Here is a 25,666-nt window from a genome sequence, read left to right as displayed (position 1 = left end):
GGAGGAAACCAATATGCGTATCCGAGGCATCGAAGCCCTGGCAGGCGGCCAGGCCGGCAATAGCGGCGAAGCGCGTCCGAACACCGGCGTGGCCACGCTGGACCGCCGCAGTTTCCTGAAGCTGACCGGCCTCGCCGGCGGCGGCCTGGCGCTGGGCGTGGCCCCGCTGGTGCAGGCACAGGAGGGCGCCAAGCCCAAGGCGCCGCCGCCGGCGCCGCAGGCATTCCTGATCATCGCGCCGGACAACACCGTGACTGTGGCCGTGAACCGGCTCGAATTCGGCCAGGGCGTGCACACCGCGTTGCCGATGGCGCTGGCCGAAGAGCTGGACGCCGACTGGCGCAACGTGCGCGCCACGCTGGCGCCGGCCGGCGATCCGTACAAGGACCCTGGCTTCGGCATGCAGATGACCGGCGGCTCCACCGCGCTGAACCACTCGTTCCAGCAGTACCGCGAACTGGGCGCGCGCGCCCGCGCCATGCTGGTGGCGGCTGCCGCGCAGCAATGGAAGGTCGATCCGGCCAGCTGCAAGGTGGAGCAGGGCGTGGTCACGTCCGGCAGCCACCGGGCCACCTTCGGCGAACTGGCGCCGGCGGCGATGGAGCTGCCCGTGCCGCAGCGGGTTACGCTGAAAGACCCGTCGCAGTTCCGTATCGTCGGCAAGCCCACGCCGCGGCTGGATGCGCGCGGCAAGATGGACGCGACCACGCCGTTCGGCATCGACACGCACCTGAAGGGCATGGTGGTGGCCGTGGTAGCGCGCCCGCCGCGCTTTGGCGGCAAGGTCAAGAGCTTCAGCGCCGACAAGGCGCGCGCGGTGCAGGGCGTGCGCGGCGTGCTGCAGGTGCCGGTCGACCGCGGCGGCAGTGGCGTGGCGGTGATTGCCAGCGGCTACTGGCCGGCCAAGATGGGCCGCGATGCGCTCGAGATCCAGTGGGAAGACGCGGGCTCGAAGGTGTCGTCGCAGGCGCTCTTCGACGAATACGCAAGGCTGGCCGGCCAGCCCGGCACGGTGGCGCGCGCGGGGAGCGGGGATATCGGCTCGGCCATCAACGGTGCCGCGCGCAAGATCGAGGCCGACTTCCGCTTCCCGTACCTGGCGCACGCGCCGATGGAGCCGCTGAACTGCACGCTGCAGCCGGAAGTGGCCGGCGGCAAGGTGCAGTCGGTCAAGGTCTGGGTGGGCTCGCAGTTCCAGACCGTCGACCAGGCCGCGGTGGCGCGCACGCTGGGGCTGGCGCCGGACAAGGTGGTGCTCAACACCATGATGGCCGGCGGCGGCTTCGGCCGGCGCGCGGTGCCGACCTCGGACTACATCGTGGAAGCGGCCAACGTGCTCAAGGCCTGGGTAGCCGCCGGCCACACCGAGCCGCTCAAGGTGGTGTGGAGCCGCGAGGACGATATCCGCGGCGGCTACTACCGACCGCTGCACCTGCACCGCGCCCGCATCGGGCTGGATGCGCAGGGCAAGGTGGTGGGCTGGCAGCACACCATCGTCGGTCAGTCGATCCTGAAGGGCACGCCGTTCGAGCCCTTCATGGTCAAGAACGGCGTCGACGCCACCATGACCGAAGGCATCGTCGAGAATGACTATGACCTGCCGCTGCAGATGTCGGTGCACCATCCGCAGGTGGACGTGCCGGTGCTGTGGTGGCGCTCGGTGGGCAATACGCATACCGCCTTCGTCAAGGAAACGCTGGCCGATGAAATGGCCGCAGCCTCGAAGCAGGACCCCGTGGCATTCCGCCTGGCCCGGCTCGACGAGAAGAAGCACGCGCGCCACCGCGCCGCGCTGCAGCTGGCGGTGGACAAGTCCGGCTATGGCAAGCGCAAGCTGTCCAAGGGCCATGCCTGGGGCGTGGCCGTGCACGAGTCGTTCAACACCGTGGTGGCCTACGTGGTCGACGTCTCGGTGGTGAAGGGCGAGCCGCGCGTGCACCGCGTCACCGCCGGCGTGCATGCCAACCGCGTGGTCAACCCGATGTCCGCCGAGGCCCAGATCCAGGGTGCCTGCATCTTTGGGCTGGCCATGACCAAGCCGGGGTTTGCCATCGAGATCGAGAACGGCGCCGTGAAGAACAGCAACTTCCCGGACTATCCGCCGCCGCGCATCACCGATGCGCCGGTGGTGGACGTGTTCTTCGTGCCCTCGCAGGAGAACCCCACCGGCCTGGGCGAGCCGGGCGTGCCGCCGATCGCGCCGGCAGTGGCGAACGCGCTGTTCACGCTGACGGGCAAGCGCCAGCGGCAATTGCCGTTTGTGATGGCTTGATGGTCTGACCGCAGCCGGCCGCCGAAGGGGAGGTGCAGCCGCATCGCGCATCCCCCGAATGCGGCTGGCACGCGCTATTTGTTGTAATCGCACCAGTCTTTGCCGGGCCGTGGCTCCACCCTATTGCGTTTGCGCGGCGAGCCGCGTAGAACGGGAAAAACTGCGCGCAAGGAACAGCGCGGAAAAAAATACGCCAGCACCGCCCTGCCGCCGCGTTTCGCGGACCGGGGGCGTGCCCGGAGACCGAGGTGTGATCATGGAGACCCAGGAAAGTACGCTGACCCTTGCGCTGATGACCGAGCCCGCGCGGATCCGGATCTGCCGGGCGCTGCTGGAGGCCGGCGAGGCGGGCCTGCCGGCCACCGACCTGGCGCAGGTCGCACGGCTGAGCCTGGCGCGCGCCGGCCACGTGTTCCTGGAACTGGTGCAGGCCGATGTGCTGGCGCTGTCGATCCAGGAGCGCCGCGTTTGCTACGTGCTCAAGGCGCGCCGCGCCGTGACCGAGGCACTGGGCTATATCGACGCCAGCGGACTGGCCGACTGATCCTTGCGGCGTGGCCGGGCTACTTCCGGACTTCCTTCAGTGCCCGCTCACGCGCGGCCTCCCGGTCCTGCGTGAGCCGGTAGGCCGCGTAGTACTTGTAGATATTGCGCACATAGGTGGTGGTTTCGATGCCGATCTTCTCCGCCACCACGATCTCGACATTGTTGAACCACTTGTCGGGATCCAGCCCGCGCGCCGCAGCCTCCTTGCGCATCTTGGCGATATTGCCGGGCCCGGCGTTGTAACTGGCAAAGGCGAACAGCGGCCGGTTGGATTCCGAGAAATGCGCGTCGGGGAAGTACTTCGTCATCAGCCGGTCCATGTACTTGGCGCCGGCGTGGATGTTGGACTCGACCATCTGGATATTGCCCACGTTCAGTTCCTTGCCGGTGGCGGGCATGATCTGCATGATGCCGACGGCGCCCACGCGGCTGCGCGCCTGCTGGTTGAGCTGTGACTCCTGGAAGCCCTGTGCCGCCAGCATCAGCGGGTCGAAGCCATGGTCCTTGCCATACTTCTCGAAGAAGGCAACGGTCTGCTGGAAGCGCTTGTATTCGGCGTCCTCGGTGTTGTTCTTGATCTGCTTGACCCGGCGCATGGATTGCTTGATCAGGTATTCCGCCATGCCCTGCTTCTTGACGTAATTGACATAGAAATCGTCAATGACCTGCCGCAACTGCGGGCTGTCCTTGCGGAAGGCCCAGCCGACATAGCCGCCTTCACGCACCGCCAGGTCCTGGCGCACCTTGATGTCAGGCAGGATCTGCGCCCACATTGCGGCCTTCCAGTCGTCGACCACGACGATCTCCAGCAGGCCCGCGTTCAGCATCTCGAGCACGTCCTCGTCTTCAAGGGCATCGGGCAGCAGCACCAGCTTCATCGGCGCCTTGCCGGACTGGCGCAGGCGGTTGTTCAGTGCAGTCAGGCTGTCGTAGTAGCTGCTCGCGCGGCGCACGTGGACGGTCTTGCCCGCCAGGTCGTCCAGGCTCTTCAGCGCCGGCGACTTGGGGCCGGTCACGATCAGCTCGCGCACTGGCTTGCGGTCGCGCGGCGCGGCAAAGTCGACCATCTTCAGCCGGGCCTCGGTCTCGGTCAGGTTGCCGGCGGCGATATCGCCCAGGCCCGCCGCCAGGTCGGGCAGCAGCCGGTCGCGCGTGGTGGGGATGATGATGATGGTGAGCGGGCGCTTGCCCAGTCGACTGGCGTAGGTCTTGTTCAGGTAGCGCTCGAATTCCCGCACCAGTTCTGCGGTAATTCCGCGCTCGTGGCCTTTGTCGCTGAAGTAGAGGGTGCGGCTGTAAGGCACCAGCACGCGGATGACGCGACTGTTGACCATCACATCGAAGTCGCCCATGCGCGGCTTGTTGGCCAGGTTGAGGCCGCGCGGCCTGGCGACATCTGCCTTGCCGGTTGCGGCTTTCGCCGCGGGGGCCGCAACGGGCGCGGACGCCGGCGCCGGCTTCTGCTGCGCTACGGCAAACGTGCTGCACAGGCTGAGTGCGCCCACCAGGCCGGACAGGAGAAGGCCTGCGAACCAGTGGCGTGGGTGGGCAGCGGACATGGCGCAGATGGCAAGCCGGGCAGAAAGGCGCACGACTCGCTCGTATCGAGTCTAGGCGCGATCCTGCCTCTTGCAAGCCGCCAGGGTCCGGATGCTGCCGAAGGGCAAACGGGAGGGGTATGTCTGGCAAGAAGAAGGTGGCCGGCTGATCCCGGCCACCCGTCTCGCAAAGGCTGGCGCTATTGCTTTGGTGCGGCCATTTCCTGCTTGGCCGTTGCATCGGCTGCCTTGTTCTCTACTTTGCGCTCCTGCTTGGCAGCGCCGACTTCTTCCTTGTACTCACCCTTGGCCGCCTTCTTCTTGGCCTTGTACTCGGCGGCGGCCTTCTGGCGCGCCTCGCGGCGTTCCACCAGCGGGTCCTTCGGCGGCTCGATCTGGGTCATGCCGGGCGGCACGCCCTGGCCGCCTGCCGGCGTGGCAGAGGTTGCCGGCATCGCCGGGGTCGCGGGCATGCCCTGGGCAGCAGGGGTTGCCGGCGTGGCCGGGGTAGCGGGGGTGGCGGTTGTCTGGGCAATGGCCGCAGCGCAGCTGAGGCCAGCCAGGCCTGCGGCAATCACGCTGGCGATTCGGGTAAGGCGAGCAGGCTGTTTCGTATCCATGGAATACCTCCAGAGTCGCTGTCGGAGGCGCCGGCAACGGAAGCGCTCGGCGCGGCGTACGCCGTACATCCGGCCAAGACGGGCGCGCGGCGACAAGCCCAGTCTAGGTAGCGGCACCACGTTGCGCTGTCAGGCACACGCCCGAATGGGTGCCGGGATTATTCCTACAGGCGGGTCGTTGCCGGCCGGGAGCCCATGCCGCGCAAGGCATCAACCGCTCCTCGGGAAAACCCGCATCACACCCGCGTCTTGAAATGCCCCTACCCCGTCCCTATAATTAGCACTCGTCAGGGGTGAGTGCTAACAGCCTCCTGCGACACCTGAACATTTCTGACGGCCGTCGCCTCGGTAGCCGGCCGATTTGTGATCAAAAACTCACTTTGTATCTAGGAGTCCGTATGAATCTGCGTCCTTTGCACGACCGCGTGATCGTGAAGCGTCTGGACAACGAAACCAAGACCGCGTCCGGTATCGTGATTCCCGACAACGCTGCCGAGAAGCCCGATCAAGGCGAAGTGCTGGCAATCGGTCCTGGCAAGAAGGATGACAAGGGCAACAACATCGCCCTCGACGTCAAGGTCGGTGACCGCGTGCTGTTCGGCAAGTACGCCGGCCAGGCCGTGAAGGTGGAAGGCCAGGAACTGCTGGTCATGCGCGAAGAAGACATCATGGCCGTGGTGAACAAGTAATTCACCAACTGACCGCCACCCCGTACAGATTTCAGGAGATTCAAGAATGGCAGCTAAAGACGTAGTGTTCGGCGACGCCGCACGTGCCAAGATGGTCGAAGGCGTGAACATCCTCGCCAACGCAGTCAAGGTGACCCTGGGCCCGAAGGGCCGCAACGTGGTGCTGGAGCGCAGCTTCGGCGGCCCGACCGTGACCAAGGACGGCGTGTCCGTGGCCAAGGAAATCGAGCTGAAGGACAAGCTGCAGAACATGGGCGCCCAGATGGTCAAGGAAGTGGCTTCCAAGACCAGCGACAACGCCGGTGACGGTACCACCACCGCTACCGTGCTGGCCCAGTCGATCGTGCGCGAAGGCATGAAGTTCGTTGCCGCCGGCATGAACCCGATGGACCTGAAGCGCGGCATCGACAAGGCTGTTGCCGCCGCCGTGGAAGAGCTGAAGAAGGTCAGCAAGCCCACCACCACCAGCAAGGAAATCGCCCAGGTTGGCGCGATCTCGGCCAACAGCGACACCTCCATCGGTGAGCGCATCGCCGAAGCCATGGACAAGGTCGGCAAGGAAGGCGTGATCACGGTTGAAGACGGCAAGTCGCTGGCCGACGAGCTGGAAGTCGTGGAAGGCATGCAGTTCGACCGCGGCTATCTGTCGCCGTACTTCATCAACAACCCGGAAAAGCAGGTTGTCCAGCTGGACAACCCGTTCGTGCTGCTGTTCGACAAGAAGATCAGCAACATCCGCGACCTGCTGCCGGTGCTGGAGCAAGTGGCCAAGGCCGGCCGCCCGCTGCTGATCGTCGCTGAAGACGTCGAGGGCGAAGCCCTGGCGACCCTAGTGGTCAACAACATCCGTGGCATCCTGAAGACCGCCGCCGTCAAGGCCCCGGGCTTCGGCGACCGCCGCAAGGCCATGCTGGAAGACATCGCCATCCTGACCGGCGGCACCGTCATCGCTGAAGAAATCGGCCTGACGCTGGAAAAGGCTGGCCTGAACGACCTGGGCCAGGCCAAGCGCATCGAGATCGGCAAGGAAAACACCATCATCATCGACGGCGCCGGCGACGCAGCTGCGATCGAAGGCCGCGTCAAGCAAATCCGCGCCCAGATCGAAGAAGCGACCTCGGACTACGACCGTGAGAAGCTGCAAGAGCGCGTGGCCAAGCTGGCCGGCGGTGTTGCCGTGATCAAGGTTGGCGCTGCCACCGAAGTCGAAATGAAGGAAAAGAAGGCCCGCGTGGAAGACGCCCTGCACGCCACCCGCGCTGCGGTGGAAGAAGGCATCGTCCCCGGCGGTGGTGTGGCCCTGCTGCGTGCCCGCGCTGCGATCTCGGCACTGACCGGCGAAAACGCCGACCAGAACGCCGGTATCAAGATCGTGCTGCGCGCCATGGAAGAGCCGCTGCGCCAGATCGTGCTGAACGCCGGTGAAGAAGCTTCGGTGGTCGTTGCCAAGGTTATCGAAGGCAAGGGCAACTACGGCTACAACGCCGCTTCGGGCGAGTACGGCGACCTGGTGGAAATGGGCGTGCTGGACCCGACCAAGGTCACCCGCACCGCACTGCAGAACGCCGCTTCGGTGGCTTCGCTGATGCTGACCACCGACTGCGCAGTTGCCGAATCGCCGAAGGAAGAATCGGCTCCGGCAATGCCGGGCGGCATGGGCGGCATGGGCGGCATGGAAGGCATGATGTAATTCATCGCCGACCGACTGCCCTTACGGGCAGGCTGTCTTGAAGAACCCCCGCGGGTGCGAGCCCGCGGGGGTTTTTTCGTTCCGGGCAGCGCGACGCTCGCGCCTTGCCATGCACGAGCGCAGAAAACTCTCACCCTGATCTAAGGCTTGCCCTATTTGTGGAGCGGAAGGCGCTGGCTACATTTCTAATCGCCGCCTATTGAACCCGCGGGCAAATCCCGGATCAACCCACCTCCTAGCATGGCTGCCATGGAAAACGAAATCACTACATCGCCACGACGCTGGCTGGTTCATGCCACCGCGTGCATCAGGCGCGTGCCTTCGGTGCTTGCCTGTGCGGCACTCATGTGCCTGGCATACGCCCAGGCGCATGCTGCCTGCATGGGAACCACCGTGACCTCGCCGTTCCTGCCGGCCACGGTGAGCATCAGCAAGACCACCGGCATCGGCCAGGTGATCTCCAGCGCCACCATTACCGTAACGGTGACGTGCGACGACACCGGACTGCGGCATCCATCTACCAATGGCTGGGCCCTGAACTACACGCCGCAGACGCCGCTGGTGGCGACTTCGATCTCGCAGCAGACCTTTGCCACCGCCATGCCGGGACTGGGCTATCGCATGTACATGCCCGACGGCAACCTGATTGCACCGACCAGCTACGGCACCAACGGCGGCGACAACTTCGGTGCCAACTGCATGGGGGCGGCTTCGGGCGGGGTGCCTTGCACGATGCCGCTGGGCACCTCGACCCAGACCTTCCGGTTCCGGCTGGACCTGGTGCGGACCAGCACGGTGCTGACCAGCGGCACGTTCAGTGACAGCCTGATGCGCTTCGGCTACCAGGACAGCTGGACGGGGGGCTCGGGACCGGGGCCGTGGACGGCCCAGTTCGGCGAGCAAATGACTTCGCCAGTGACCTTCCGCTTCATTCCGCCAAGCTGCAACCTCAGCGCCGGCACGGCGAACCAGGTCATTACCTTGCCCAAGATCAGCGCCTCGTCCCTGCCCACCATCGGCTCGACCGCGGGCGCGACGAGATTCGGGCTCACTCTCGAGAATTGCGTCACCCAGTCGATCGTCACGATGAACATCAGCGGCGATGCCACCGCCGTGGGCAGCGTCCTGCGGAACAACGGCTCGGCGCAAGGCGTTGGCCTGCAGATGCTGAATGGCGGCCCGGCGGGCACCCCGCTGCCGCTCAACGCCGATGTCGGCATGGGCAATGTCGGCGCGGCAATGACCATGGCCATTCCGTTGGGGGTGAGGTACTACCGGGTAGGCCCGGTCACGCCAGGCACGGTCGACAGCGTGGCAACGGTCAATTTCAACTACAACTGAGGGATGCGCGCGGCAAGGGCTGAGGCCGGCTCCGGCGCGCGTCAGACCACAACCACGCAGCACCAGTCGAAGCGCTTGTTTTCCAGCTCGCCGGTGCGGCGGCTGACGTAGCCGCGGGGGTTGCAGACCACGCGCGAATCGTCGATGCAGTAGTCGAAGCTGGTGTGGGTATGGCCGTGGATCCACAGGTCCGCCTTTGCTACCAGGTCGGGCCGGCGCGACAGGAAGCCGCCCGAGACCAGGTCGTGCGAGTAGCGCGGGTCCAGGCTGCCCAGGTCGGGGCCGTGATGCGTGACCACCACGGTCTTGCCATCGTAGGGCTGCGCCAGTTGCGCCGCCAGCCAGGCCGACGCGGCCTGGTGGCGCGCCAGCGCGTCCTGGGGCGTGAAATGCCGCGGACGGCCGTCGTCGCCGTGGAGTTCGATCAGGCGGTGATCCAGCATCACAGCCGCGCAAGCCTGCATCGCGTCATCGCGCCGGTCAGTGCCGAACAGGGTGTAGTCAGTCCACCAGGTAGTGCCGATGATGCGTACCCGTCCGTGCGCGCCATTGAATTCGGCCACGGTGCCATTGAGCACCTGTATGCCCGGGTGCGCCTCGGTGGCTTCGGCCATCAGGCGATCCACGGTATCGAAGTTGCTTTCGTAGTATTCGTGATTGCCGGGCACATAGACCACCGGCTGGCTGAAGGTGCGCGCGGCCCAGTCGATGCCGTCGCGCCCGTTGGCGATGTCGCCGGCCAGCACCACGACGTCGGCATCGCAGGCAGGCACGGACTGCGGCATGTTGTGCTCGATGTGGAGGTCGCTCAGGATGCGTAGCTTCATGGGGACTCCGGAGGCGCATGGGGCTCGCTGCATGGGCCGCTACGGCGGCGGGTGGTTGCCTGCATTCTTAATAAGCCAGCCCGTCTGGTCAAGTCCCGCGAATCCCGACGAAAAGCAAAAAAGCCCGGAACCAGGTCCGGGCAAGTGACTGTCTAGCCGGCATTGCACCGGGAGACAGCCGGGGGAAACGATCACGGTTTCCCGGAAGTATTACCCTCCCTGTCCGGCCATGGTGGGCAGGAGAACGCGATAGATCTGGATAAAGGCTGGCCCGAGCAGCACCAGCAACAGCGACGGGAAGATGGTGAAGATCAGCGGGAACAACAGCTTGAGCGCGATCTTGGCGGCTTGCTCCTCGGCCCGCATGCGGCGTTTGGTGCGCAGCATGTCGGACAGCACGCGCAGGGACTCGCCCAGGCTGGTGCCGAAGCGGTCGGCCTGGATCAGCATGGAGGCGAACTTGTCCACGTCCTCCACGCCTGTACGCAGCGACAGGTTAGACAGCGCCTTTTCCTTCGAGAAGCCCGAGCGCAGCTCCAGCAGCATCAGCTGGAGCTCATCGGCCAGCACCGGGCAGCGCAGCGCCAGCTCGTCGGCCACGCGCATCAGCGCTGCATCGAGCCCGAGGCCGGCCTCCACGCAGACGGTCAGCAGGTCGATCACGTCCGGAAACTCTTCAAACACCGTACGCTGGCGCTGCGCGACCTTGCGCGCGAGAACGACGTTGGGCAGGTAGTAGCCGATTGCCCCCAGCACTGCCAGCAACGCGAACATGATATTCCGGTCCTGCAGGCCGGGCTGGCCGGCGGCTGCCAGCAGCCCGATCATCGGCAGGGCGATGGCCAGAACGGTCTTGGCCGCAAAGTACAGCGGTGCGGCACTGGCATTGCGCCAGCCGGCGTTCATGAAGCGCACGCGCAGCTGCGAGCTCTCCCACCCCTCCTTGGGCAGTGACAGCCGCGATACCGGCTGCGCCCATTGCACCAGCTTTTCGTATAGCGGATTCTGCTTGCCAGGATCAGCCCCGAGCTGACCCGCCTGGCCTGCAATCTGCTCCGCCCGCCCCCGCAAGCGGTTGGGCGAGAACACGTAGAGCACCCCGAACACCGTGCCGAACGCCGCCACGAAGATCAGCGCGAGCACGACAAACTGGTCCGCCTGAAACCCCTGGATAATGCCTTGCATGATGGACTCCCGTCAGGATAGCTGTCCAAGCCCTGCTTCTTCGAGCACTGCATGTACTTGTGGAACCGCACGCTGCACATTCATACCCGGATACGGATGATCTTGCGCATCCACAGCACACCGAAGGTCATTGATACCAGCGCGCCGCCGATCATGCGCAAGCCAATCGGGTCCTCCCACAGCACCTTCATGAAGCCTGGATTCACCACCAGAATCAGCCCGGCAGTGCCGAAGGGCAACAGCCCCAGCACCCACGCGGACATCTTGCCTTCCGCCGACAGCACACGGATCTTGTCGAACAGCTTCAGCCGCTCGCGCACCATCGTGCCGATGGTGTCGAGGATCTCCGCCAGGTTTCCGCCGCTTTCACGCTGGATCAGCACCGCGATGACGAAATAGCGCAGGTCGCCCACCGGTACCCGGATGGCAAGGTTGGTCATGGCCTCGTCCAGTGCCACGCCATAATTGATTTCCTCGAAGGTGGTGCGGAACTCCGGCCCGATCGGGGCCTTCATTTCCTGCCCGACCATGCCGAGCGCGCCACTGAATGAGTGCCCGGCGCGCAGGGCACGGCTGATCATGTCGACGGCATCAGCCAGCTGTGCCTCCATCCGCTTGATCCGCTTGGCGCGCTGGCGCATCACATGCAGCACTGGCAGCAGGGCGGCCAGCGCCGCGCCGGCGAGCACCAGCGGTACCGGGATCGGCAACAGCGGAATCAGTGCCACCGTGCACAGCGCCACCATCGCGCAGTAGCCCAGCAGTTGCGCCACCGACCAGGTGCTGCCGGATTGCTCCAGCCACCGGTCCAGCGCGCCCACGCGGGGCACGCTCATGAGCCACTTCTGCAAGCGCGGCGAGCCTGCCAGCATGCGCTTCTTCAGGATCGACAACTGCTCTGCGCTGACATGTCCGCCCGCCGACAGCGCCCGCAGCCGCGCCTCGATGCGCTTGGCCGCGGGGCCATGGGCGTTGCTCCACCACAGGTAGATGCCCTCGACGCAGAGCACCACGGCCACGAACAGCAGGATGCCGAAGGCGTAGAAGATCGTGCTCATGTGTAGCTCCCCGGGATTGTTTGTTGTTGTATCGTGCCAGGCGGATCAGACTTCGAAGCGCTTGGCCGGGTCATAGGTCTCATCCGGCAGCCCCACGCCGAACACGCGCAGCCGCTCGGCAAACTTGGGATAGACCCCGGTCGCCCGGAAATTGCCGCGGACCGTGCCATCCTTGTCCACGCCCGTGCGCTGGAAGGTGAAGATCTCTTGCATATTGATGATGTCACCCTCCATGCCGGTGATCTCCTGGATGCTGATGATCTTGCGCCGGCCGTCGGTCATGCGCGCCGCCTGCACGATCACCGTGATGGCCGAGGAGATCTGCTGCCGCATGGCCTTGGCCGGCATGGTCAGGCCGGCCATGCTGACCATGTTCTCCAGGCGCGTCAGCGCGTCGCGCGGGGTGTTGGCGTGGATCGTGGTGAGCGAGCCCTCGTGGCCGGTGTTCATTGCGTTGAGCATGTCCAGCGCCTCGCCGCCGCGCACTTCGCCCAGGATGATGCGGTCGGGGCGCATGCGCAGTGCGTTGCGCACCAGTGCGCGCTGGGTGATCTCGCCCTTGCCTTCAATATTGGGTGGTCGCGTTTCCAGCCGCAGCACATGGGGCTGGCGCAGCTGCAGTTCGGCCGCATCCTCGATGGTGACCACGCGCTCGTCTTCCGGGATAAAGCCCGACAGGATGTTCAGCAGCGTGGTCTTGCCGCTGCCGGTGCCGCCCGACACCAGCACGTTGACCTTGGCCTGCGAGAGCGCCTGCAACAGCTGCGCCATCGGCGGCGTCAGGCTGCGCAGGTTCACCAGGTCGGACACCTGCAGCGGATTCACGGAAAAGCGGCGGATCGACAGCAGCGGCCCGTCGATGGCAGAGGGCGGGATAATGGCGTTGACGCGCGAGCCGTCGGGCAGGCGTGCGTCGACCATCGGGCTGGTCTCGTCGATGCGGCGCCCCACGCGCGACACGATCTTCTCGATCACCTTCATCAGGTGCGCGTCGTCGTAGAACACCACGTCGGTCAGTTCCAGCTTGCCGCGCCGCTCCACATAGGTCTGGCGTGCGGTGTTGACCAGGATGTCCGACACGGTGGGGTCATGAAGCAGGGGCTCGAGCGGGCCGAAGCCGAACATCTCGTCGTAGATCTCAACCGTCAGTTGGCGCCGCTCGTTTTCGTTGAGCAGCACTTTCTGTTCGTCGATGATCAGGTTGACCAGTGCAGCGATCTCCTGTCGCACCTGCTCCTGCGGATAGCGCGCCAGCCGCTCCAGCTCCACGCGGTCCAGCACGGTCTCGTGCACGTCGCGCTTGAGTTGGTGGTAGCCGCCCGACACGGAGGCTGCCGACGTCGCAAACTGGATTGCGGCGTGGCCGTTGGCAGTGAAGGCAGGCCCGGCATTGGCCAGCTGCTCGCGAATGGACATGATGAACTCCTCGTTATCGGCTTCGGTTGGCCGCCGCCCAGGCTGGCCGTTGTCAGGGTATTCAGGTGCTCCGCGCGCGCAGCATCAGCCTGCGCAGCGGCGATACCGATTCGGGCCTGCTGCGCCGCTCGGCTTCCGGCGTGGCGCACAGCTGCGTGGCCATGGCCTGCAGCGCGCGCGCCATGGCGCTGCGCCGGCTCAGCTTGGCGACAGGCTCGCCGTGGCTGACGGCCTCATCCACGGCAGCGGGGTCGTCGGGCAGGGTAAAGGCGGCCTTCATGCCGAAGATCTCCTCCATCGTTGCGCGCGGCATCTCGTTCTTGCGGCCGGTGCGGTTCAGCACCAGGCGGACCTTGTCGGTGGGGTAGTGCAGCGCACGCAGGATATCGAGCAGGCGACGGCCCGGTCGGCCGAAAGAGAGGGCTGGCTCGGCCACCACGCAGATGCGGTCGCTGTGATCCAGCATGCCGATCGACAACGGGTCGATGCTCTGGCCCAGGTCGAAGATCACGAAGTCATAGGCCGGCTGCACCACCGAGAGGATCCACTCCAGCTTGTCCTTCTGGATCTGGCTGGCCTTGATTGGATCGGCCGCACCCGCCAGCACGTCGAAGCCGTTGTCCACATGCACCAGGCAGGCTTCCAGGAAGGCGGCATCCATACGGTCGATCTGGCTGCAGATATCGGGCAGTGTGGAGGGCGGGGTCTTGTCGCTGACGATATAGGTCAGGTCGCCGAAGTGCCGGTTTAGGTCCACCACCAGCACGCGCTTGTCAAGGTGCCGGGCCAGCGCGTCGCCCAGATTGGCCGCCACGAAGCTGGTACCCGCGCCGCCCTTGCACGAGATTACCGAAATCACCTGTCCGGTTTCTTGCGCACGCGGCACGTGGCCGACTTCCACGCGCTTAAGCGCCTCGGCCAGTTGCCCCTTGTCCAGCGGCCACGACAGCACATCGCGGATGCCGGCACGCATGGCCTTGATCAGCACCTCGGAGCTGGGTGCCTGCGTGATCAGGATGCAGGGCAGTTCAGGGTGTTGCTGGCGCAGGGTCTCGATGGCGTGCATCTGCGAGGCATTGATGGCCGGCAGTTCCAGGATGAGCAGGTCGGCCATGCGCAGCCGGCTGGCATGGAACGGGAAACGAGACAGGCCTTCCTGCAGCGTCATGGCCTGGAAGTTGCCAACTACGGTGCTGAGCCGGTTGATCTCGGCCAGCCGGTCGGCGTCTTCGGAAACGATCAGAATTCTGAGCATGGTGTGCTCCTGGTTCATGCGCGCTAGTTGCAGATCTTGCCGCTGGTGGCAGAGTCAAGGCTCTCCCGCGGCAGCGTGGTGGAGAACGGAGGCATCGATACCGTGATCGGAACGACCGGAATGAAGGTCTTGACCGAGACGTCAGCCACACTGACGGTGACGGAGCGGCAAGAATTGCGCGCGGTGTCGGCGTCGGCGTCGCAGCCACTTGGCTCGTAGGCGACCTGGATATTGGTGTCCTTCAGCAAGGGCATCAGATACGTCATCCTGTCCTTGATGGCTGTGTCTGTGACGTCGCACACCACCGCGATGCGTGCACCCAGTCGGGTGGCTTCGCCGGCGGTGTTCCAGTAAAACAGCACGCGAGAAAATTCTGCAATGCCGATCAGCAGCATGAAGAAGATGCTGGCAACCAGGGCGAACTCGATGGCGGTTGCGCCGGCCTGGCGTGAACGCTGGTGCATGGCACGGATTGGAGTCATAGCACCTGCCTCATTACCGTTGCGATATCGGAGAACGCCAGGGCTCCCACATTGAGGTAGGACTGGATTGGCGAGTAGGTAAAGCCCGAGATCTTCACTTCAACCAGGTTGATGGTGCCCGCCGGCGGGCGTGAACTGTCGCCCCCCTCGTAGATGGCGACGTTGGCAAACTGCTTGCTGCCGCAGCCGGTCGAGTCAATGCGGTCACAGACGACTACCATCGACGGACTGAGGCCATTCACAAGTGCCGCGCCACCGCAAGTGGTCTTGCCATAGACGGCGATGCATTTCGCCTGGTCAACTGGGTAGTTCGGCTCGCTGGGCGCATATTGCGAAAGGAAGCGTGCCGCATCGCGCGTGGCCTTGGTCAGGGCGTTGTACTGGTAGATCGCGCGCCCGTACTCCGCCACCCCGGTCACCAGGATTAGCAAGGGCACCAGGACCAGTGCGAACTCCACCGCGACCACCCCGCGCAGCTTGCTCCTGTGCTGCCTGCATTGCGCCATGATTCGCTCCTATTGCACCAGCACCGGCACACGGGGGCCTGAGCCCGTACTGGACCCAGGCACGCCCTGGGTCGCGCACGGGCTGGTGGGGTCCTTCGAGTCGCCCAGATATTCGAGGGTGGTCACAGCCTTTGCGCTCTGTTCCTGCATTGGCTCTACCATCAGCATGCAGGTCCAGGAGATCACCGTAGCTTGCTTGTCCTCGGCAAGGTCATTGCAGTTCACCATCGGCACCTGTACCAACCTGCGATCGGCGCCGGCCTGATGCACCTGCCTGGGTGATGGCGTGCCCTTGACGTCCAACCCACTGTCAGTCTGGAATGGCTCGTTGACTGCCCGCTTCTGGATAAAGTCAGGGTAGGCGTTGCCACCGTTCGGCGCATTCCACGTGGTCGTGGTGTAGGCATAGCCGGTAAAGTCGGGCGCCCCGTCCTTCGGGTCCTTATATGAGCCGGTATAGATCCCGAAGCGGGTATTCCACGCCGCGATCAGCGATGCGATGCTGCCTGGCTCGCCCACCTTGGAGCCCACGACCGGCAGGTCGCACTGTCCGCTGCCGGCAAGCAGATCGGCCAGTTCGGAAGCGCCGCCTGCCGGAGGCGAAAGGTCAGCCCAGCCAAAGCTGCCAGGACCGTATGGGTCGCTCGGATCGACCCTGGACTTGATCCAGTCGCCCCGGTTGTACGCGGTTTTCGCCGGATTCGCCGTTGGCGGCGAGCAGACATAAACCGGGATGGCACAGGCGGCTTGCGCGCTGGTGGTGGTGGCGACAGCCATGGCATTGACGGTACTGGCCTTGATATCGATCCCCGGCAGCAGGTTGAGCATATGGATGAACCAGTGGGCAATGCCCTTGCGCTCGGCGGTGCATTTCACGTACTTCACCTTGTCGAGCGAGAACGGAACGTTGTTCTTGGTGTAGAAGGTGCTGTCAGGTGTATCGCTATATGAGACGTTGAGATTTTCGAACATTTCCACTGCCTTGCCCTGGAACAGGGCAGCGTTGCTCGTGCCGGTGGCCAGGCCGGCTGCCTCGGACACGAGCAGCGGCGTGGCGCCCGTTACATCGCGCGCAGCAGCCAGCGCGCAGGCATCGACGCTATTCTGCAGCTCGCTCTTGGTTACATAGAGCTTGCCCAGATCGAGCGCCAGCCCGACAAAGCCGATCAGCACCGCCAGCGACAGTCCCACGATGATGGCAACCGCGCCACGCTGGCGCGCGCGCCGCGTCAGCCTGGATCGTGTGAAGCCCGATGTAGACATGATGGTCTCCTGCGGTTCTGGTGCTCAGCGGCCGTTGCCACCCATGCCCACGCCGCCATAGCCGCCGGCGCCGAAGTCGATAGTCATGGAGGGTGCGCCGCCTTGCTGGCCCCCTGACAGCGAACGGTCGAAGTTCTTCATCGCTGCCACAGCCGTTTTGCCATCGGTACCGGTGACAGTGGGCAGCCCGGCGGGCGCGTCGGGATTGATGATCTGCATTTGTGTGACGGTTGCCAGCGCTACGCCGCGCTGGCCGTCCCACACCGGCGTCGAGGTCATGCAGGCCGACAGTCCCAGGCAGGCCAGGCTGCCGAGCACCAGGACGGCGGCGCCGCGCGAAAGCTTCAGTGTCTTGTTCATGGTCGTTCTCCGGTTCTGCTGGTGGCGCGGCGGATCAGTTGCCGCCCGATGCGGTGCGGCCGGCAGTAGCCGCGGCCCTGGCCTGGGCCAGGCGGGCGGCGGTGGCTTCGATGCGGGCGATGCGCGCGGTAGTGTCCTCGGCCGGGGGCGCGGCCGCCGTGTTGCGGGCGGGCGCCGGGGCCGGCAGGGCAGGACGCGTGCTTGCGGCGGGTGCAGGTTCCGGTGCGGCCGGCGCGGGCTCATCCAGCGGTTTGCCGTTCGGCACGGCCGATACCGAAGTGCCGGGCGCGCCTTCGCTGCGCGGTGCCGTGGGCGGCGTGGCGGGTGCTGCGGCCGGCGCGGCGGGCTGCGACGGTGCCGGCACGGGTTGCGGCTGACGCTTGCCGCTGCCTTCCATATTGCCCATGAAGTACAGCGACAGCGGGTTGGGTGTGGAGAAGCTGTCGGTGGGCAGCGGGTAGTTGCTGGTCTGCATCGGCTTGACCAGCCGCGGCGTGATGACGAACACCAGTTCGGTCAGGTCCTGCTGGTACTGGGTGCTGCGGAACAGCGTGCCCAGCACCGGCACTTCGCCCGCACCCGGCAGCGCCTTGAGCGAGCCGCGCGCGCTGTCCGTCAGCAAGCCGCCGATGGCAAAGCTCTCGCCGTCGCGCATCTGCACGGTGGTGGAGGCGCGGCGGGTGGTGATCACCGGCAAGATGGACTGGCCGGCCAGGGTGCCGCCGCGGATGGTGGCGCCAGTGGGCGACAACTCGGACACCTCCGGCGATACCTTCAGGTGAATGCGGCCGTTGGCCAGCACAGTGGGCGTGAACTTCAGACCGACGCCGAACTCTTCTTCCTGCAGGGTGACAGTGCCGGCCCCGTTCAGCACATTGGCCTGCGCCACCGGGATATAGATCTTGCCGCCTGCGAGGAAGCTGGCTTCCTGCCCGCTGATGGTGACCAGGTTCGGCTCGGCCAGGATCTTGACCAGGCTGTCATTCTTTTGCGCATCGATGGCGATGTCGAATGGCCGGTTGTTGGCCTTGCTGGCAAAGATCGCGGACGAGGCGCCGGTCAGCAGCGAAGTCACCAGCCCGCCGCTCCAGGAACCGAAGCCGCCCTGCAGGTTCACCGTCGAGCCGAGTTGGTTCAGCAGCGTTTTGGACACCTCTGCCACCTTCACTTCCAGCATGACCTGCTGCGGGGTATCCACCGACAGCATGTTCAGCACGCCGCCCTTCTTGTTGCCGTCGCCGCCCTGCGCGGCATTGGCATAGGCCTGGGCGATTTCCATGGCTTGCTGCGCGGTCTGCGCATTGGTGACGCTGCCGGTCAGCACCAGGTTATCGGCGGCGGTCATGACGCGGATGCCGGGCTCGCCGGGCAACAGCTGACCCAGCGAAGTCTGCAGCCCGCCGGCGTCGGCATTCACCACCACGTTGATGATGCTGCAAGAGCCGCTGCGGCCCTGCACGATCATGTTGGTGGTGCCCACCGCGCGGCCGAGCACGTAGAGCGTCTGCGGCGACACCATGGTGGCCTGCACCACATTGGGATTGCCCAGCGTGCGGTTGCGCACCGGCTCCTGCAGCGTGATCAGCTGTGACTTGCCGACCGGCACCATCACGCTTGATTCGCTGCGGATCGCGCCGGTGCAGTTGGGCCCGCGCGCCTCGCCTGAAGTCACGGGCGGCGCCGACGCGGCCGGTGCGGCGGCTCCGGGCGTCATGCTGATGGTCATCTGCATCGGGCCCTGGGGGGCCTTGGCGGCAGCCGGTGCGGTTGCCTTGGTCAGGTTGCCAGCCTCAATGGCGGCCTGCGCCGCAGCAGCCAGCGGCGTGCAGAGGATGGCGGCCAGCACCAGGATGCGGGTGCCGCCTGCAGCTTCGGATCGTTTCTGGTTCATTTTGAATCTCCCCCCGGAGAGGCTGTTGCAGCTCAGGATTTGTTGGATGGCTGGCGTAGGTGCTCAGAAGCACTCGACGCCACCCTGCATGCCTGCCAGCACGCCGATGCAATTGCCCGAGCGTGCGGGCGCCGCCGCTACCGTACGAGTCTTGACTACGGTGCGCGTCTCGGTCTTGGTCACCACCTTGGCCGGTGCCTCCGGTGTCTTGCCAAGCAGCGTTCCCTTGGTGGCGCCGCCGGTGCTGATGTCGGCCACATCCAGCTGGTTGCGCAGCACCAGCGACAGCGTGCCGACGCTACGCGCCACGTCGAGCTTCTCGGCCTGTTCGGGCGTGACTTCCAGCGTCACCGCATTGACCACCTTGGGCTGGGTGTCGTCGCGGCTGACCTGTTGCGCTACCGCCAGCACCAGGATTTTCTCGAGCACGATCTTCGAGATGCTGCCGCTCTGCGTGGTCTTGGCTTCTTCGTTGGTATTGACGATCACGTCGACGTAGTTGCCCGGCAGCGCGAAGCCGGCCACGCCCACCACGTCGTTGACGCGGACCGTGATGGCACGCTTGCCGTCATTGATCACGGCGGACAATCCACCCTTGGTGCCCACCGGCGCCAGCTTGGCGTCGAGGACGGGCTCGCCGCGCTGCAGGCTGGTGCGGACCACGCGGCCCTCCAGCGCCTTCATGTCCTCAAACGCGCCGGGCGGCACGCTGCCTGTCGGCCAGCTGACCATGCGCAGCTGGCTGCCGTTGAGCGGCTGGCCGAGGTTGAGGTCGTTGGCGGCGACGACCACCTGCCTGACCGAGCTGGACGACTGCTGGACCAGCCATCGCGACGCGGATACCACTGCCGCCACGCCGGCGACGAGGGCAATCAGCAGCATCAGGATTGCGCGTGTGTTTTTCATGATGATTCTCCCCCTACAGTTGTCCGATGGTTCGGTGGTGCAGTTCAGCTTGCGGCGCGATGGTCATCCGACCATCGATGGCCAGCGCCTAGCGATGGCATGGCATCGGCCGAAGCGCGCAGCCCGTAGTAGCCTTGCCATGCAGACACCAGGCCTGCCTCGGTAACCTGTGCGGCATGGCCGTGGTAGCGCACGCCCGAGTCCACCAGGCGCAGCAGGTCGCGCGGGATGCAGGCCAGCAGCGGCGTATCGCTGGCGTAGTGCAGGCTGTCGACCAGGAAATCGAACATCGCATCCGTGCTGGTCAGTCCGAAGCCAGCGGCGGTGCGTTGATAGACTTCGCGGTAGTCGTCGACCGACAGCGGGCCCACGTAGAGCTTGCTGCCGAGCCGGCGCAGGAAGGCGTCGTCGCCCAGCTCCGACGGTTCGAGGTTGGTCGAGAACACTGGCCAGACATCGAACGGCACCGAGAAGCGCACGCCGGTTTGCAGCGTGAACATGTCAATGCTGCGATCCAGCGGCACGATCCAGCGGTTCAGCAGGTCGCTGACGCCAACCAGCTGGCGGCCCAGGTCATCGATGATGTAGATGCCATTGTTGGCCTTCATGTGAGGAGGCGCCTGGTAGAAGCCGGAGACGCGGTCATAGCGCAGGTCCAGCATGGATAGCGTCAGCTCGCCGCCGGACAGCACCACCGGGCGATGGCACAGGACCCAGCGGCGGTCCAGCGAGCGGCGCGCCAGCGAGGCTTCGCTGTCGTCGAACGGCACATGGACCAGCGGATCGAACACCTGGATGATTTCGCCGGCGACGGTGATGGCATGCGGCACTGGTACCGCGCCAGGCAGCAGCGTGCCCAGGCGCTGCGCCAGGTAAGTCTTGCCACTTCCGGGCGGGCCGTAGATCATCAGCGCGCGGCAGGTGTTCAGCGCCATGCCGATTGCGTCGAGCAGATGGACCGGGATCACCAGGTCATGGAAGGCGGCAGTAACGTCCGCCTTGGTCACGGAAGCTTGGTTGACCGAGTGGCGCTTGATGGCATCGAGGTACGCATCCAGCGTGACCGGCGCAGTGCCGACATAGCTGCAGCGCGCCGAGGCTTCCGCCGCGCGGGTATAGCCGGCGTCAGTGAGCCGGAAGCGCACATCCAGGTCGCTGGCGCCGCGGTGCGCGATCTCCAGCAGGCGCTCGCGCACGGCGACGGCCGCGATTTCATTGACCACCAGTGCCGGCAGCTTGAGCGTGTCGGTCAGTACTGCCAGCGTGACGGTGCGGTGCTGGTAGGCGGCCTTCATCAGCAGCCCGAGCAACTGTGCGATCTCCAGGCCGGTATCAGCAATCGTGCGCGGCAGCACGTGCCAGGGCGGCACCGGCAGCGTGCCATGCTCGGCATGGACATTCCTGCCGGTCGCGACGGGCTCAAGGAGCCGTGGTGCGTGACCTGAGTCGTGATGCTCGTTCATTGCCATCCCCTGTTCGCTGGTCAGTGTGTTCTCGTTCCTGCAGGCGCCCGTGACTGGTCGGCGCGTTGTGTCGCTTGTGGCTTGTGTCATGTGCCGGCAAAGAGCATCGTCAGCGTCCCGGCGGCAATCGCTACGCCGTAAGGCAAGGAGCCGGCTGACGCCTCGGCTTGCGGTTGCACCGGCCGGGAACCCGGCACCAGGGCGGCGATCAGCATGTGGCCCACTCGGGCGAGGGTCGAGCGTCCCTGTCCTGTGGCAAGCACCTGTACCAACGCCCAGGCCCCACCAATCACGCAGGTTGCCAGTGCGATCTTCAGCGCCATGCTGCCGCCGAGCCAGGCGCCCACGGCTGCCATCAGCTTGACGTCGCCGGCCGCCATGCCGCGCATCAGATAGAACGGCAGAAACAGCACCAGGCCCACCGTCCAGCCATAGAGCCACGCCAGCGAACCGGCGGCAGGGCCATGAATTGTTGCCATCAAGGGCAGCGCAGCGATCCAGGCGCCGAAGGTCAGCCAGTTGGGAATGCGGCGGCGGTCCAGGTCGATGGCCGCGGCTGTGAGCACGATGCCGATCGTGGCGGGGCCAACGAGGGGGGCGAGGGCAGTGGCGGCTTGCATGGCGATAGTGGAAGGTAGCTTGGTTTGTGTCCGGGGCGTGCGCTGGTCGGATAGATCAGGGCATCCTGGAGGCGATCAACTCGTACATGGCTTTCACGGCATTGCTGAGCGTGGCGACGGAAACGACAATTGCCATTGCGATCAGACTGCCGAGCAATGCGTATTCGATAGAGGAGACACCCCAGTCGTCGCGCAAAAAATCTTTTGACCTGGCGAGGAGCTTCGGCATTTGGCGTCTCCGGTGTCTGTGTTGGCGTGTCGGGCGGGAGTCCGTGCCGCATGGCCGTCCGGAACAGGGCGGCCATGCGTGCGGATCGGCTATCAGGCCGGTACGGCGTTGGTGAGGGTATCGCCGATGTATTTGAAGATGAGGTTCAGGTTCGTGCCAATAAGCGTCACCGAAACGATGATGACAACTGCGATGAGTGCGGCGATGAGGCCATATTCAATGGCGGTCACACCGTCTTCATCACGGATGAACTGCTTGATCATGGTGGTCAGGTTTTGCATGACAAACTCCTTTGGTTGGGAACAAGCACTGCAGAACTTTGAAACTGCAGATAGGGCAACAACGGCATCTGATATCAATGCTTGGAAATCCGGCAGCAGGGCGGCGCGCAGATTGCGCAGGCGTGAAATGGCCACTGGCCGGGACCGCCGTGCACACCGCGTGGGTTGCGTGACTGCAGCCGGCGTTGTGCCGACGCATGCATGCACCGCGCGGCGTGCTGCACATGGCCTGCACGCGCCATGCAACGGAACTGCGCGCTGCTGGTGCCCCTGGCAGCAGCAGCGTGGCCGATATTCCGGTGTGGCATCGCAGGTTGGCGTGCGACTGGCATGGTGAAACTCCCCTTATCTTTCTGGAACTGATGCCGGCGAACGTTGCGCCGGCATCGCGGCAGTCAGGACTGCGGTGCCGCGTGCCTGACATAGGCAAACGCCAGGCCAGGCCAGCGGAAACCGTTGTGCCACAAGGGTTTGCGGGTAGCGATGCGCGGTGGCCGCAGGTTCGGCGGGCCTGCAAGCGGCTTTTCGGCCACGCTTCGTTGCTGGGTGGAAACGCGGGTCTTGCAAGCCATTCCGGACCCCGCTACAGATGTCCTAGATCGCGGGAAGTGCTCAAGTGGGCCGCGCTGACGAAAGAGGGCGGCAATTTCATCCAAAAGCATGAGGCAACGTTCGCGCCGAAGATCGGCATTCGTCGCAGTCGGTAGTCCTCCTGGCTGCTTCGCTCCCTTTTTTCCGGTGACGGCCAGACTGACGGATGAGAACGCCTTCTGCCGAGGCAACGTTTCCGGATCGAAACATTGCAAAGTACGCCAGGGCCGCGAGAGTGCCTGCAGGTTTCACAGACACTCCCTGCAAACCCTTGTGTGCAGGGGGCTCCAGGCTCGCGCGGGCGCGTGATTCACGTTGGAAACATGGCATGTGAGATGGCTGTTCTTCGCTGCAATCGCAGGCGTGCGCAGGGGTGGGCGCAATCGACTTGCGAAGGGGGAGCCGCGCGACAAGGCATGCGGTTCACGCAGGCTTCGCGTCTTGTCGACGGCCTGCCGGGGGGGGGCGGCGCTGCGGGGTATTGGGTGTGTATCGCGATTGGAGTTCGCGCGTGGGCGAGAGCCGTGGCAGGTGCGGGGGGCAAGGCAGCCACCTCGCATTGCCGATGGCCGCAGGGGCTGCGCTATAAGCTGTGATCCGATGCGCCCTGCGGAGCGGGGCATCGCATGAGCGCGGAAGCTCAGCCCAACGCTGCCTGCAGCCATGCAGTGCCATGGCGTGGCCCGCCACGGCCACGCAGGTGGGCCGGGACGCCCGCCATGCCGCAATGTGCGACGCGCGCTGCAGGCTAGCCGGAAATGGGCACGGGCGGGCGGGTGACGGCCCTATTGTCCGCGGATATAGGCGACGGCATTGGTATCCTCATGCACTTTTCGCCAGCCCGGTAGGCCATCGATCAGCTTTGATGCAGGACTAGAGGGCTCCAGAACGGCCCATCGGATCTTGTATTCCTGGATCAGGGCGTGCAGGACCTTGGCATCGCCAGAATAGGCTGCCATATACCTTCGCACGAAATCGTCGCCGTAGAGGTCGGCGCGGCCGTCGATGAGCGGCGCAATGCCGGAGAATATGAGGTAGCCGCCGAAGTTGTAGCTGTTGAAGACCGGCCCGGCGGCACCTGCCGCCATGGCCGCGTTGACGGCCTCACGGGGCAGTACCCGGCTCTGGTCGTGCTGGATGCCTTTGGCAAGGAAGGCGATGCTGCCCATGAACAAGGCCATGCACAACGCGGTAATGGTTCGAATACTCCGTGGTGACAGGCGTGGCTTGATTTCCGGACGGATGGCTGCGCGTAGCTGGGGGCCTACGCTGGGCATCAGCAACAGCGGGGCCAGCAACCCCGGCAGTTCGGCATAGCGCGCGAAGGCCAGGGCAAGGTGAACCAGCCCGAAGCACATCAGGATCCGGGTTGCAGGCAGGCGGAACCCGAAGTAGAGCGCGCCGAACAGCACAAAGCCAAGCCACAGCTCGATTGGCTGGATCAAGCGGAAATCCGGTGACTTCCATTCGCTGATGATGCTGAGCGAAAAACTCATGCCGGAAACGTGGAAGGGGAAGAGCAGGCCGTCCACGCCGTTCGGTGTCAGCAGGGCCGCCAGGACGGTCAGTGCCAGGAATGGTGCCCATGCCCGCGCGCTCCGGCGTGGATGTCCTTCAGTCAGGAAGGCCTCGACGGCCAGCGCGCCGGCCAGCCCGATACCGAGAAGGAAGCTGCCATGCAGGTTGGCCCAGGCCAGCATGACGACCGGCAGCCACAGGCTGGGTCGCTTGCCTTGCTCACGCGCCAGCACAAGGTGGGCGGCCCAGATCACCATCAGCGGCCAGGCCAGCGCATGGGGGCGGGCGAGCAGATGCTGGGCCAGCGTGAGGAAGGCCAGGAGTGTCACGGCGAACGCATGCAGTGGTTCGATATAGCGCAGCAGGAACCGCAACAGTACGGTCAGCGTGACGGCAGTCGCCAGCGCGGTGACCAGCACCGGCCCGGCCCAGCCGAGCCAGGCATGGGATGCGCCAAGGATGACTTCGGCCAGCCATTCATGCGGAACCCATTTTGCGCCGTGAAAAGAGAATGAGAACGGATCGGTCGCCGGCACTGCGTGGTTGGCAAGGATCCATTTGCCGGCGGCGATGTGCCAGAGGGTGTCGGCATCCACTAGCAAGCGGCCACCGATAAATGAGAGGATCGAGAACAGGCTGAGTCCGAAGAGGGCGAGCCAGAACCATTGCTTCGTGGCGAACTGCTGGAGCAGGCTTTCCCTGCTGGTCGTCTCCACCCAGGTCGTGATGATTTTCATGGCGTCTCGCGGTGGCTGTAATGGTTACCCATCCGGATCAGGCGGGAAGGGCGCGCGGCTGGCCCGGCGCCGCCGGGGGCGCAGTTGCCAGGCTGTCGCAATAACCGCGCCATCGCCGCAGGTGCGCTTGTTTTCCCGGGGAGAGGGCGCCGCCTGGGTGAGCGCGTTGCCGAGATGGCGACAACGTGCCCGTGCTCCCGTTTCCACGACGAATCGTGCTTAATTCTTTGAAGCTCGCGGCCGCATGCGAGGCAGCGCGCGCGTGCGGCCATCCCTGCTCCAAAAGTATGAGTCGGAGCGTGCGGCACACAGTGCATTTGGCGGAGACCGACGCGCAATGGCGCCGCTGTGCGTCCGCGCGGGATGAGTCGCCGGGAGTAAG

General features: G+C 65.2%; 23 protein-coding genes. 5 read left to right on the top strand and 18 right to left on the bottom strand.

Annotated elements, in window-relative coordinates; translation table 11 throughout:
- The first annotated feature begins 13 nt into the window (after positions 1 to 13).
- Both I6H87_RS03530 and I6H87_RS03525 read left to right on the top strand, forming a co-directional pair.
- Positions 14 to 2,272 carry a xanthine dehydrogenase family protein molybdopterin-binding subunit gene (locus I6H87_RS03530; protein ID WP_011614660.1) on the top strand — a complete coding sequence of 753 codons (2,259 nt, stop codon included), beginning with the start codon at positions 14 to 16 and terminating at the stop codon, positions 2,270 to 2,272.
- 256 nt (positions 2,273 to 2,528) lie between these two features.
- Positions 2,529 to 2,816 (top strand): hypothetical protein, encoded by a 288-nt coding sequence (locus tag I6H87_RS03525; protein ID WP_037023964.1) that lies wholly within the window; start codon positions 2,529 to 2,531, stop codon positions 2,814 to 2,816.
- A gap of 19 nt (positions 2,817 to 2,835) precedes the next feature.
- Here the strand turns inward: I6H87_RS03525 and I6H87_RS03520 are convergent, their stop codons facing one another.
- Together I6H87_RS03520 and I6H87_RS03515 are read right to left on the bottom strand one after the other, a co-directional pair.
- Positions 2,836 to 4,377 (bottom strand): MltF family protein, encoded by a 1,542-nt coding sequence (locus tag I6H87_RS03520; protein WP_041687181.1) that lies wholly within the window; start codon positions 4,375 to 4,377, stop codon positions 2,836 to 2,838.
- A gap of 179 nt (positions 4,378 to 4,556) precedes the next feature.
- Positions 4,557 to 4,976 carry a hypothetical protein gene (locus tag I6H87_RS03515; RefSeq protein ID WP_011614662.1) on the bottom strand — a complete coding sequence of 140 codons (420 nt, stop codon included), beginning with the start codon at positions 4,974 to 4,976 and terminating at the stop codon, positions 4,557 to 4,559.
- Between the two features lie 398 nt (positions 4,977 to 5,374).
- Here I6H87_RS03515 and groES point away from each other — a divergent pair, with 398 nt between their 5' ends.
- The 3 genes from groES to I6H87_RS03500 all read left to right on the top strand — a co-directional run bounded on the left by groES (position 5,375) and on the right by I6H87_RS03500 (position 8,696).
- The gene (groES, locus tag I6H87_RS03510; RefSeq protein WP_010813047.1) at positions 5,375 to 5,665 is read left to right on the top strand and encodes a co-chaperone GroES; all 291 of its coding nucleotides are present in this window, start codon (positions 5,375 to 5,377) and stop codon (positions 5,663 to 5,665) included.
- Between the two features lie 46 nt (positions 5,666 to 5,711).
- A complete protein-coding gene (gene groL / locus I6H87_RS03505; RefSeq protein ID WP_010813046.1) occupies positions 5,712 to 7,355 on the top strand; it encodes a chaperonin GroEL in 1,644 nt (547 codons plus the stop codon).
- Positions 7,356 to 7,736: 381 nt separating this feature from the next.
- A complete protein-coding gene (locus I6H87_RS03500) occupies positions 7,737 to 8,696 on the top strand; it encodes a fimbrial protein (protein WP_011614663.1) in 960 nt (319 codons plus the stop codon).
- Positions 8,697 to 8,737: 41 nt separating this feature from the next.
- On the opposite strand, the gene I6H87_RS03495 is transcribed toward I6H87_RS03500, so the two are convergent.
- From I6H87_RS03495 to I6H87_RS03420, 16 genes are all read right to left on the bottom strand, one after another.
- Positions 8,738 to 9,523, bottom strand: a complete 786-nt coding sequence (locus tag I6H87_RS03495; RefSeq protein WP_010813044.1) for a metallophosphoesterase — start codon at positions 9,521 to 9,523, stop codon at positions 8,738 to 8,740.
- Positions 9,524 to 9,733: 210 nt separating this feature from the next.
- Positions 9,734 to 10,708, bottom strand: a complete 975-nt coding sequence (locus tag I6H87_RS03490) for a type II secretion system F family protein (protein WP_010813043.1) — start codon at positions 10,706 to 10,708, stop codon at positions 9,734 to 9,736.
- 80 nt (positions 10,709 to 10,788) lie between these two features.
- Positions 10,789 to 11,766 carry a type II secretion system F family protein gene (locus tag I6H87_RS03485; protein ID WP_010813042.1) on the bottom strand — a complete coding sequence of 326 codons (978 nt, stop codon included), beginning with the start codon at positions 11,764 to 11,766 and terminating at the stop codon, positions 10,789 to 10,791.
- 45 nt (positions 11,767 to 11,811) lie between these two features.
- Positions 11,812 to 13,182, bottom strand: a complete 1,371-nt coding sequence (locus I6H87_RS03480) for a TadA family conjugal transfer-associated ATPase (RefSeq protein ID WP_010813041.1) — start codon at positions 13,180 to 13,182, stop codon at positions 11,812 to 11,814.
- A gap of 61 nt (positions 13,183 to 13,243) precedes the next feature.
- Positions 13,244 to 14,437, bottom strand: coding sequence for a CpaE/TadZ family protein (locus I6H87_RS03475; RefSeq protein WP_010813040.1), 1,194 nt, complete (start codon positions 14,435 to 14,437; stop codon positions 13,244 to 13,246).
- A gap of 23 nt (positions 14,438 to 14,460) precedes the next feature.
- Positions 14,461 to 14,919 (bottom strand): TadE/TadG family type IV pilus assembly protein, encoded by a 459-nt coding sequence (locus I6H87_RS03470; RefSeq protein WP_010813039.1) that lies wholly within the window; start codon positions 14,917 to 14,919, stop codon positions 14,461 to 14,463.
- A complete protein-coding gene (locus I6H87_RS03465) occupies positions 14,916 to 15,425 on the bottom strand; it encodes a TadE/TadG family type IV pilus assembly protein (RefSeq protein ID WP_010813038.1) in 510 nt (169 codons plus the stop codon). Before I6H87_RS03465 ends, I6H87_RS03470 begins: the two co-directional genes overlap by 4 nt.
- 9 nt (positions 15,426 to 15,434) lie before the next feature.
- The gene (locus I6H87_RS03460; protein WP_010813037.1) at positions 15,435 to 16,688 is read right to left on the bottom strand and encodes a pilus assembly protein TadG-related protein; all 1,254 of its coding nucleotides are present in this window, start codon (positions 16,686 to 16,688) and stop codon (positions 15,435 to 15,437) included.
- Positions 16,689 to 16,712: 24 nt separating this feature from the next.
- Positions 16,713 to 17,048 (bottom strand): hypothetical protein, encoded by a 336-nt coding sequence (locus tag I6H87_RS03455; RefSeq protein ID WP_010813036.1) that lies wholly within the window; start codon positions 17,046 to 17,048, stop codon positions 16,713 to 16,715.
- Between the two features lie 34 nt (positions 17,049 to 17,082).
- Positions 17,083 to 18,939: a type II and III secretion system protein family protein gene (locus tag I6H87_RS03450; protein WP_010813035.1), complete on the bottom strand. Its 1,857-nt coding sequence runs from the start codon at positions 18,937 to 18,939 to the stop codon at positions 17,083 to 17,085.
- Positions 18,940 to 19,002: 63 nt separating this feature from the next.
- A complete protein-coding gene (cpaB, locus tag I6H87_RS03445) occupies positions 19,003 to 19,845 on the bottom strand; it encodes a Flp pilus assembly protein CpaB (RefSeq protein ID WP_010813034.1) in 843 nt (280 codons plus the stop codon).
- Positions 19,846 to 19,889: 44 nt separating this feature from the next.
- Positions 19,890 to 21,308, bottom strand: a complete 1,419-nt coding sequence (locus I6H87_RS03440) for a DUF8689 domain-containing protein (protein ID WP_010813033.1) — start codon at positions 21,306 to 21,308, stop codon at positions 19,890 to 19,892.
- Between the two features lie 86 nt (positions 21,309 to 21,394).
- Positions 21,395 to 21,928 carry an A24 family peptidase gene (locus tag I6H87_RS03435; RefSeq protein WP_010813032.1) on the bottom strand — a complete coding sequence of 178 codons (534 nt, stop codon included), beginning with the start codon at positions 21,926 to 21,928 and terminating at the stop codon, positions 21,395 to 21,397.
- Positions 21,929 to 21,983: 55 nt separating this feature from the next.
- Entirely contained in the window at positions 21,984 to 22,157 is a 174-nt protein-coding gene (locus I6H87_RS03430; protein WP_010813031.1) for a Flp family type IVb pilin, read from the bottom strand.
- A 92-nt stretch (positions 22,158 to 22,249) separates the two neighbouring features.
- Complete coding sequence (locus I6H87_RS03425; protein ID WP_010813030.1) at positions 22,250 to 22,438, bottom strand: Flp family type IVb pilin; 189 nt, start codon at positions 22,436 to 22,438, stop codon at positions 22,250 to 22,252.
- 1,376 nt (positions 22,439 to 23,814) lie between these two features.
- Positions 23,815 to 25,284: a hypothetical protein gene (locus I6H87_RS03420; RefSeq protein WP_010813029.1), complete on the bottom strand. Its 1,470-nt coding sequence runs from the start codon at positions 25,282 to 25,284 to the stop codon at positions 23,815 to 23,817.
- Positions 25,285 to 25,666: the final 382 nt, after the last annotated feature.

The sequence above is a fragment of the Cupriavidus necator genome, from assembly GCF_016127575.1.
Classification (GTDB): domain Bacteria; phylum Pseudomonadota; class Gammaproteobacteria; order Burkholderiales; family Burkholderiaceae; genus Cupriavidus; species Cupriavidus necator_D.
This window is presented reverse-complemented; position numbering and strand designations above follow the sequence as displayed.

Coding starts and splice junctions, on each gene's coding strand:
- I6H87_RS03530 (WP_011614660.1), top strand. CDS start 14: ATGCGTATCCGAGGCATCGAAGCCCTGGCAGGCGGCCAGGCCGGCAAT.
- I6H87_RS03525 (WP_037023964.1), top strand. CDS start 2,529: ATGGAGACCCAGGAAAGTACGCTGACCCTTGCGCTGATGACCGAGCCC.
- I6H87_RS03520 (WP_041687181.1), bottom strand. CDS start 4,377: ATGTCCGCTGCCCACCCACGCCACTGGTTCGCAGGCCTTCTCCTGTCC.
- I6H87_RS03515 (WP_011614662.1), bottom strand. CDS start 4,976: ATGGATACGAAACAGCCTGCTCGCCTTACCCGAATCGCCAGCGTGATT.
- groES (WP_010813047.1), top strand. CDS start 5,375: ATGAATCTGCGTCCTTTGCACGACCGCGTGATCGTGAAGCGTCTGGAC.
- groL (WP_010813046.1), top strand. CDS start 5,712: ATGGCAGCTAAAGACGTAGTGTTCGGCGACGCCGCACGTGCCAAGATG.
- I6H87_RS03500 (WP_011614663.1), top strand. CDS start 7,737: ATGGGAACCACCGTGACCTCGCCGTTCCTGCCGGCCACGGTGAGCATC.
- I6H87_RS03495 (WP_010813044.1), bottom strand. CDS start 9,523: ATGAAGCTACGCATCCTGAGCGACCTCCACATCGAGCACAACATGCCG.
- I6H87_RS03490 (WP_010813043.1), bottom strand. CDS start 10,708: ATGCAAGGCATTATCCAGGGGTTTCAGGCGGACCAGTTTGTCGTGCTC.
- I6H87_RS03485 (WP_010813042.1), bottom strand. CDS start 11,766: ATGAGCACGATCTTCTACGCCTTCGGCATCCTGCTGTTCGTGGCCGTG.
- I6H87_RS03480 (WP_010813041.1), bottom strand. CDS start 13,182: ATGTCCATTCGCGAGCAGCTGGCCAATGCCGGGCCTGCCTTCACTGCC.
- I6H87_RS03475 (WP_010813040.1), bottom strand. CDS start 14,437: ATGCTCAGAATTCTGATCGTTTCCGAAGACGCCGACCGGCTGGCCGAG.
- I6H87_RS03470 (WP_010813039.1), bottom strand. CDS start 14,919: ATGACTCCAATCCGTGCCATGCACCAGCGTTCACGCCAGGCCGGCGCA.
- I6H87_RS03465 (WP_010813038.1), bottom strand. CDS start 15,425: ATGGCGCAATGCAGGCAGCACAGGAGCAAGCTGCGCGGGGTGGTCGCG.
- I6H87_RS03460 (WP_010813037.1), bottom strand. CDS start 16,688: ATGTCTACATCGGGCTTCACACGATCCAGGCTGACGCGGCGCGCGCGC.
- I6H87_RS03455 (WP_010813036.1), bottom strand. CDS start 17,048: ATGAACAAGACACTGAAGCTTTCGCGCGGCGCCGCCGTCCTGGTGCTC.
- I6H87_RS03450 (WP_010813035.1), bottom strand. CDS start 18,939: ATGAACCAGAAACGATCCGAAGCTGCAGGCGGCACCCGCATCCTGGTG.
- cpaB (WP_010813034.1), bottom strand. CDS start 19,845: ATGAAAAACACACGCGCAATCCTGATGCTGCTGATTGCCCTCGTCGCC.
- I6H87_RS03440 (WP_010813033.1), bottom strand. CDS start 21,308: ATGAACGAGCATCACGACTCAGGTCACGCACCACGGCTCCTTGAGCCC.
- I6H87_RS03435 (WP_010813032.1), bottom strand. CDS start 21,928: ATGCAAGCCGCCACTGCCCTCGCCCCCCTCGTTGGCCCCGCCACGATC.
- I6H87_RS03430 (WP_010813031.1), bottom strand. CDS start 22,157: ATGCCGAAGCTCCTCGCCAGGTCAAAAGATTTTTTGCGCGACGACTGG.
- I6H87_RS03425 (WP_010813030.1), bottom strand. CDS start 22,438: ATGCAAAACCTGACCACCATGATCAAGCAGTTCATCCGTGATGAAGAC.
- I6H87_RS03420 (WP_010813029.1), bottom strand. CDS start 25,284: ATGAAAATCATCACGACCTGGGTGGAGACGACCAGCAGGGAAAGCCTG.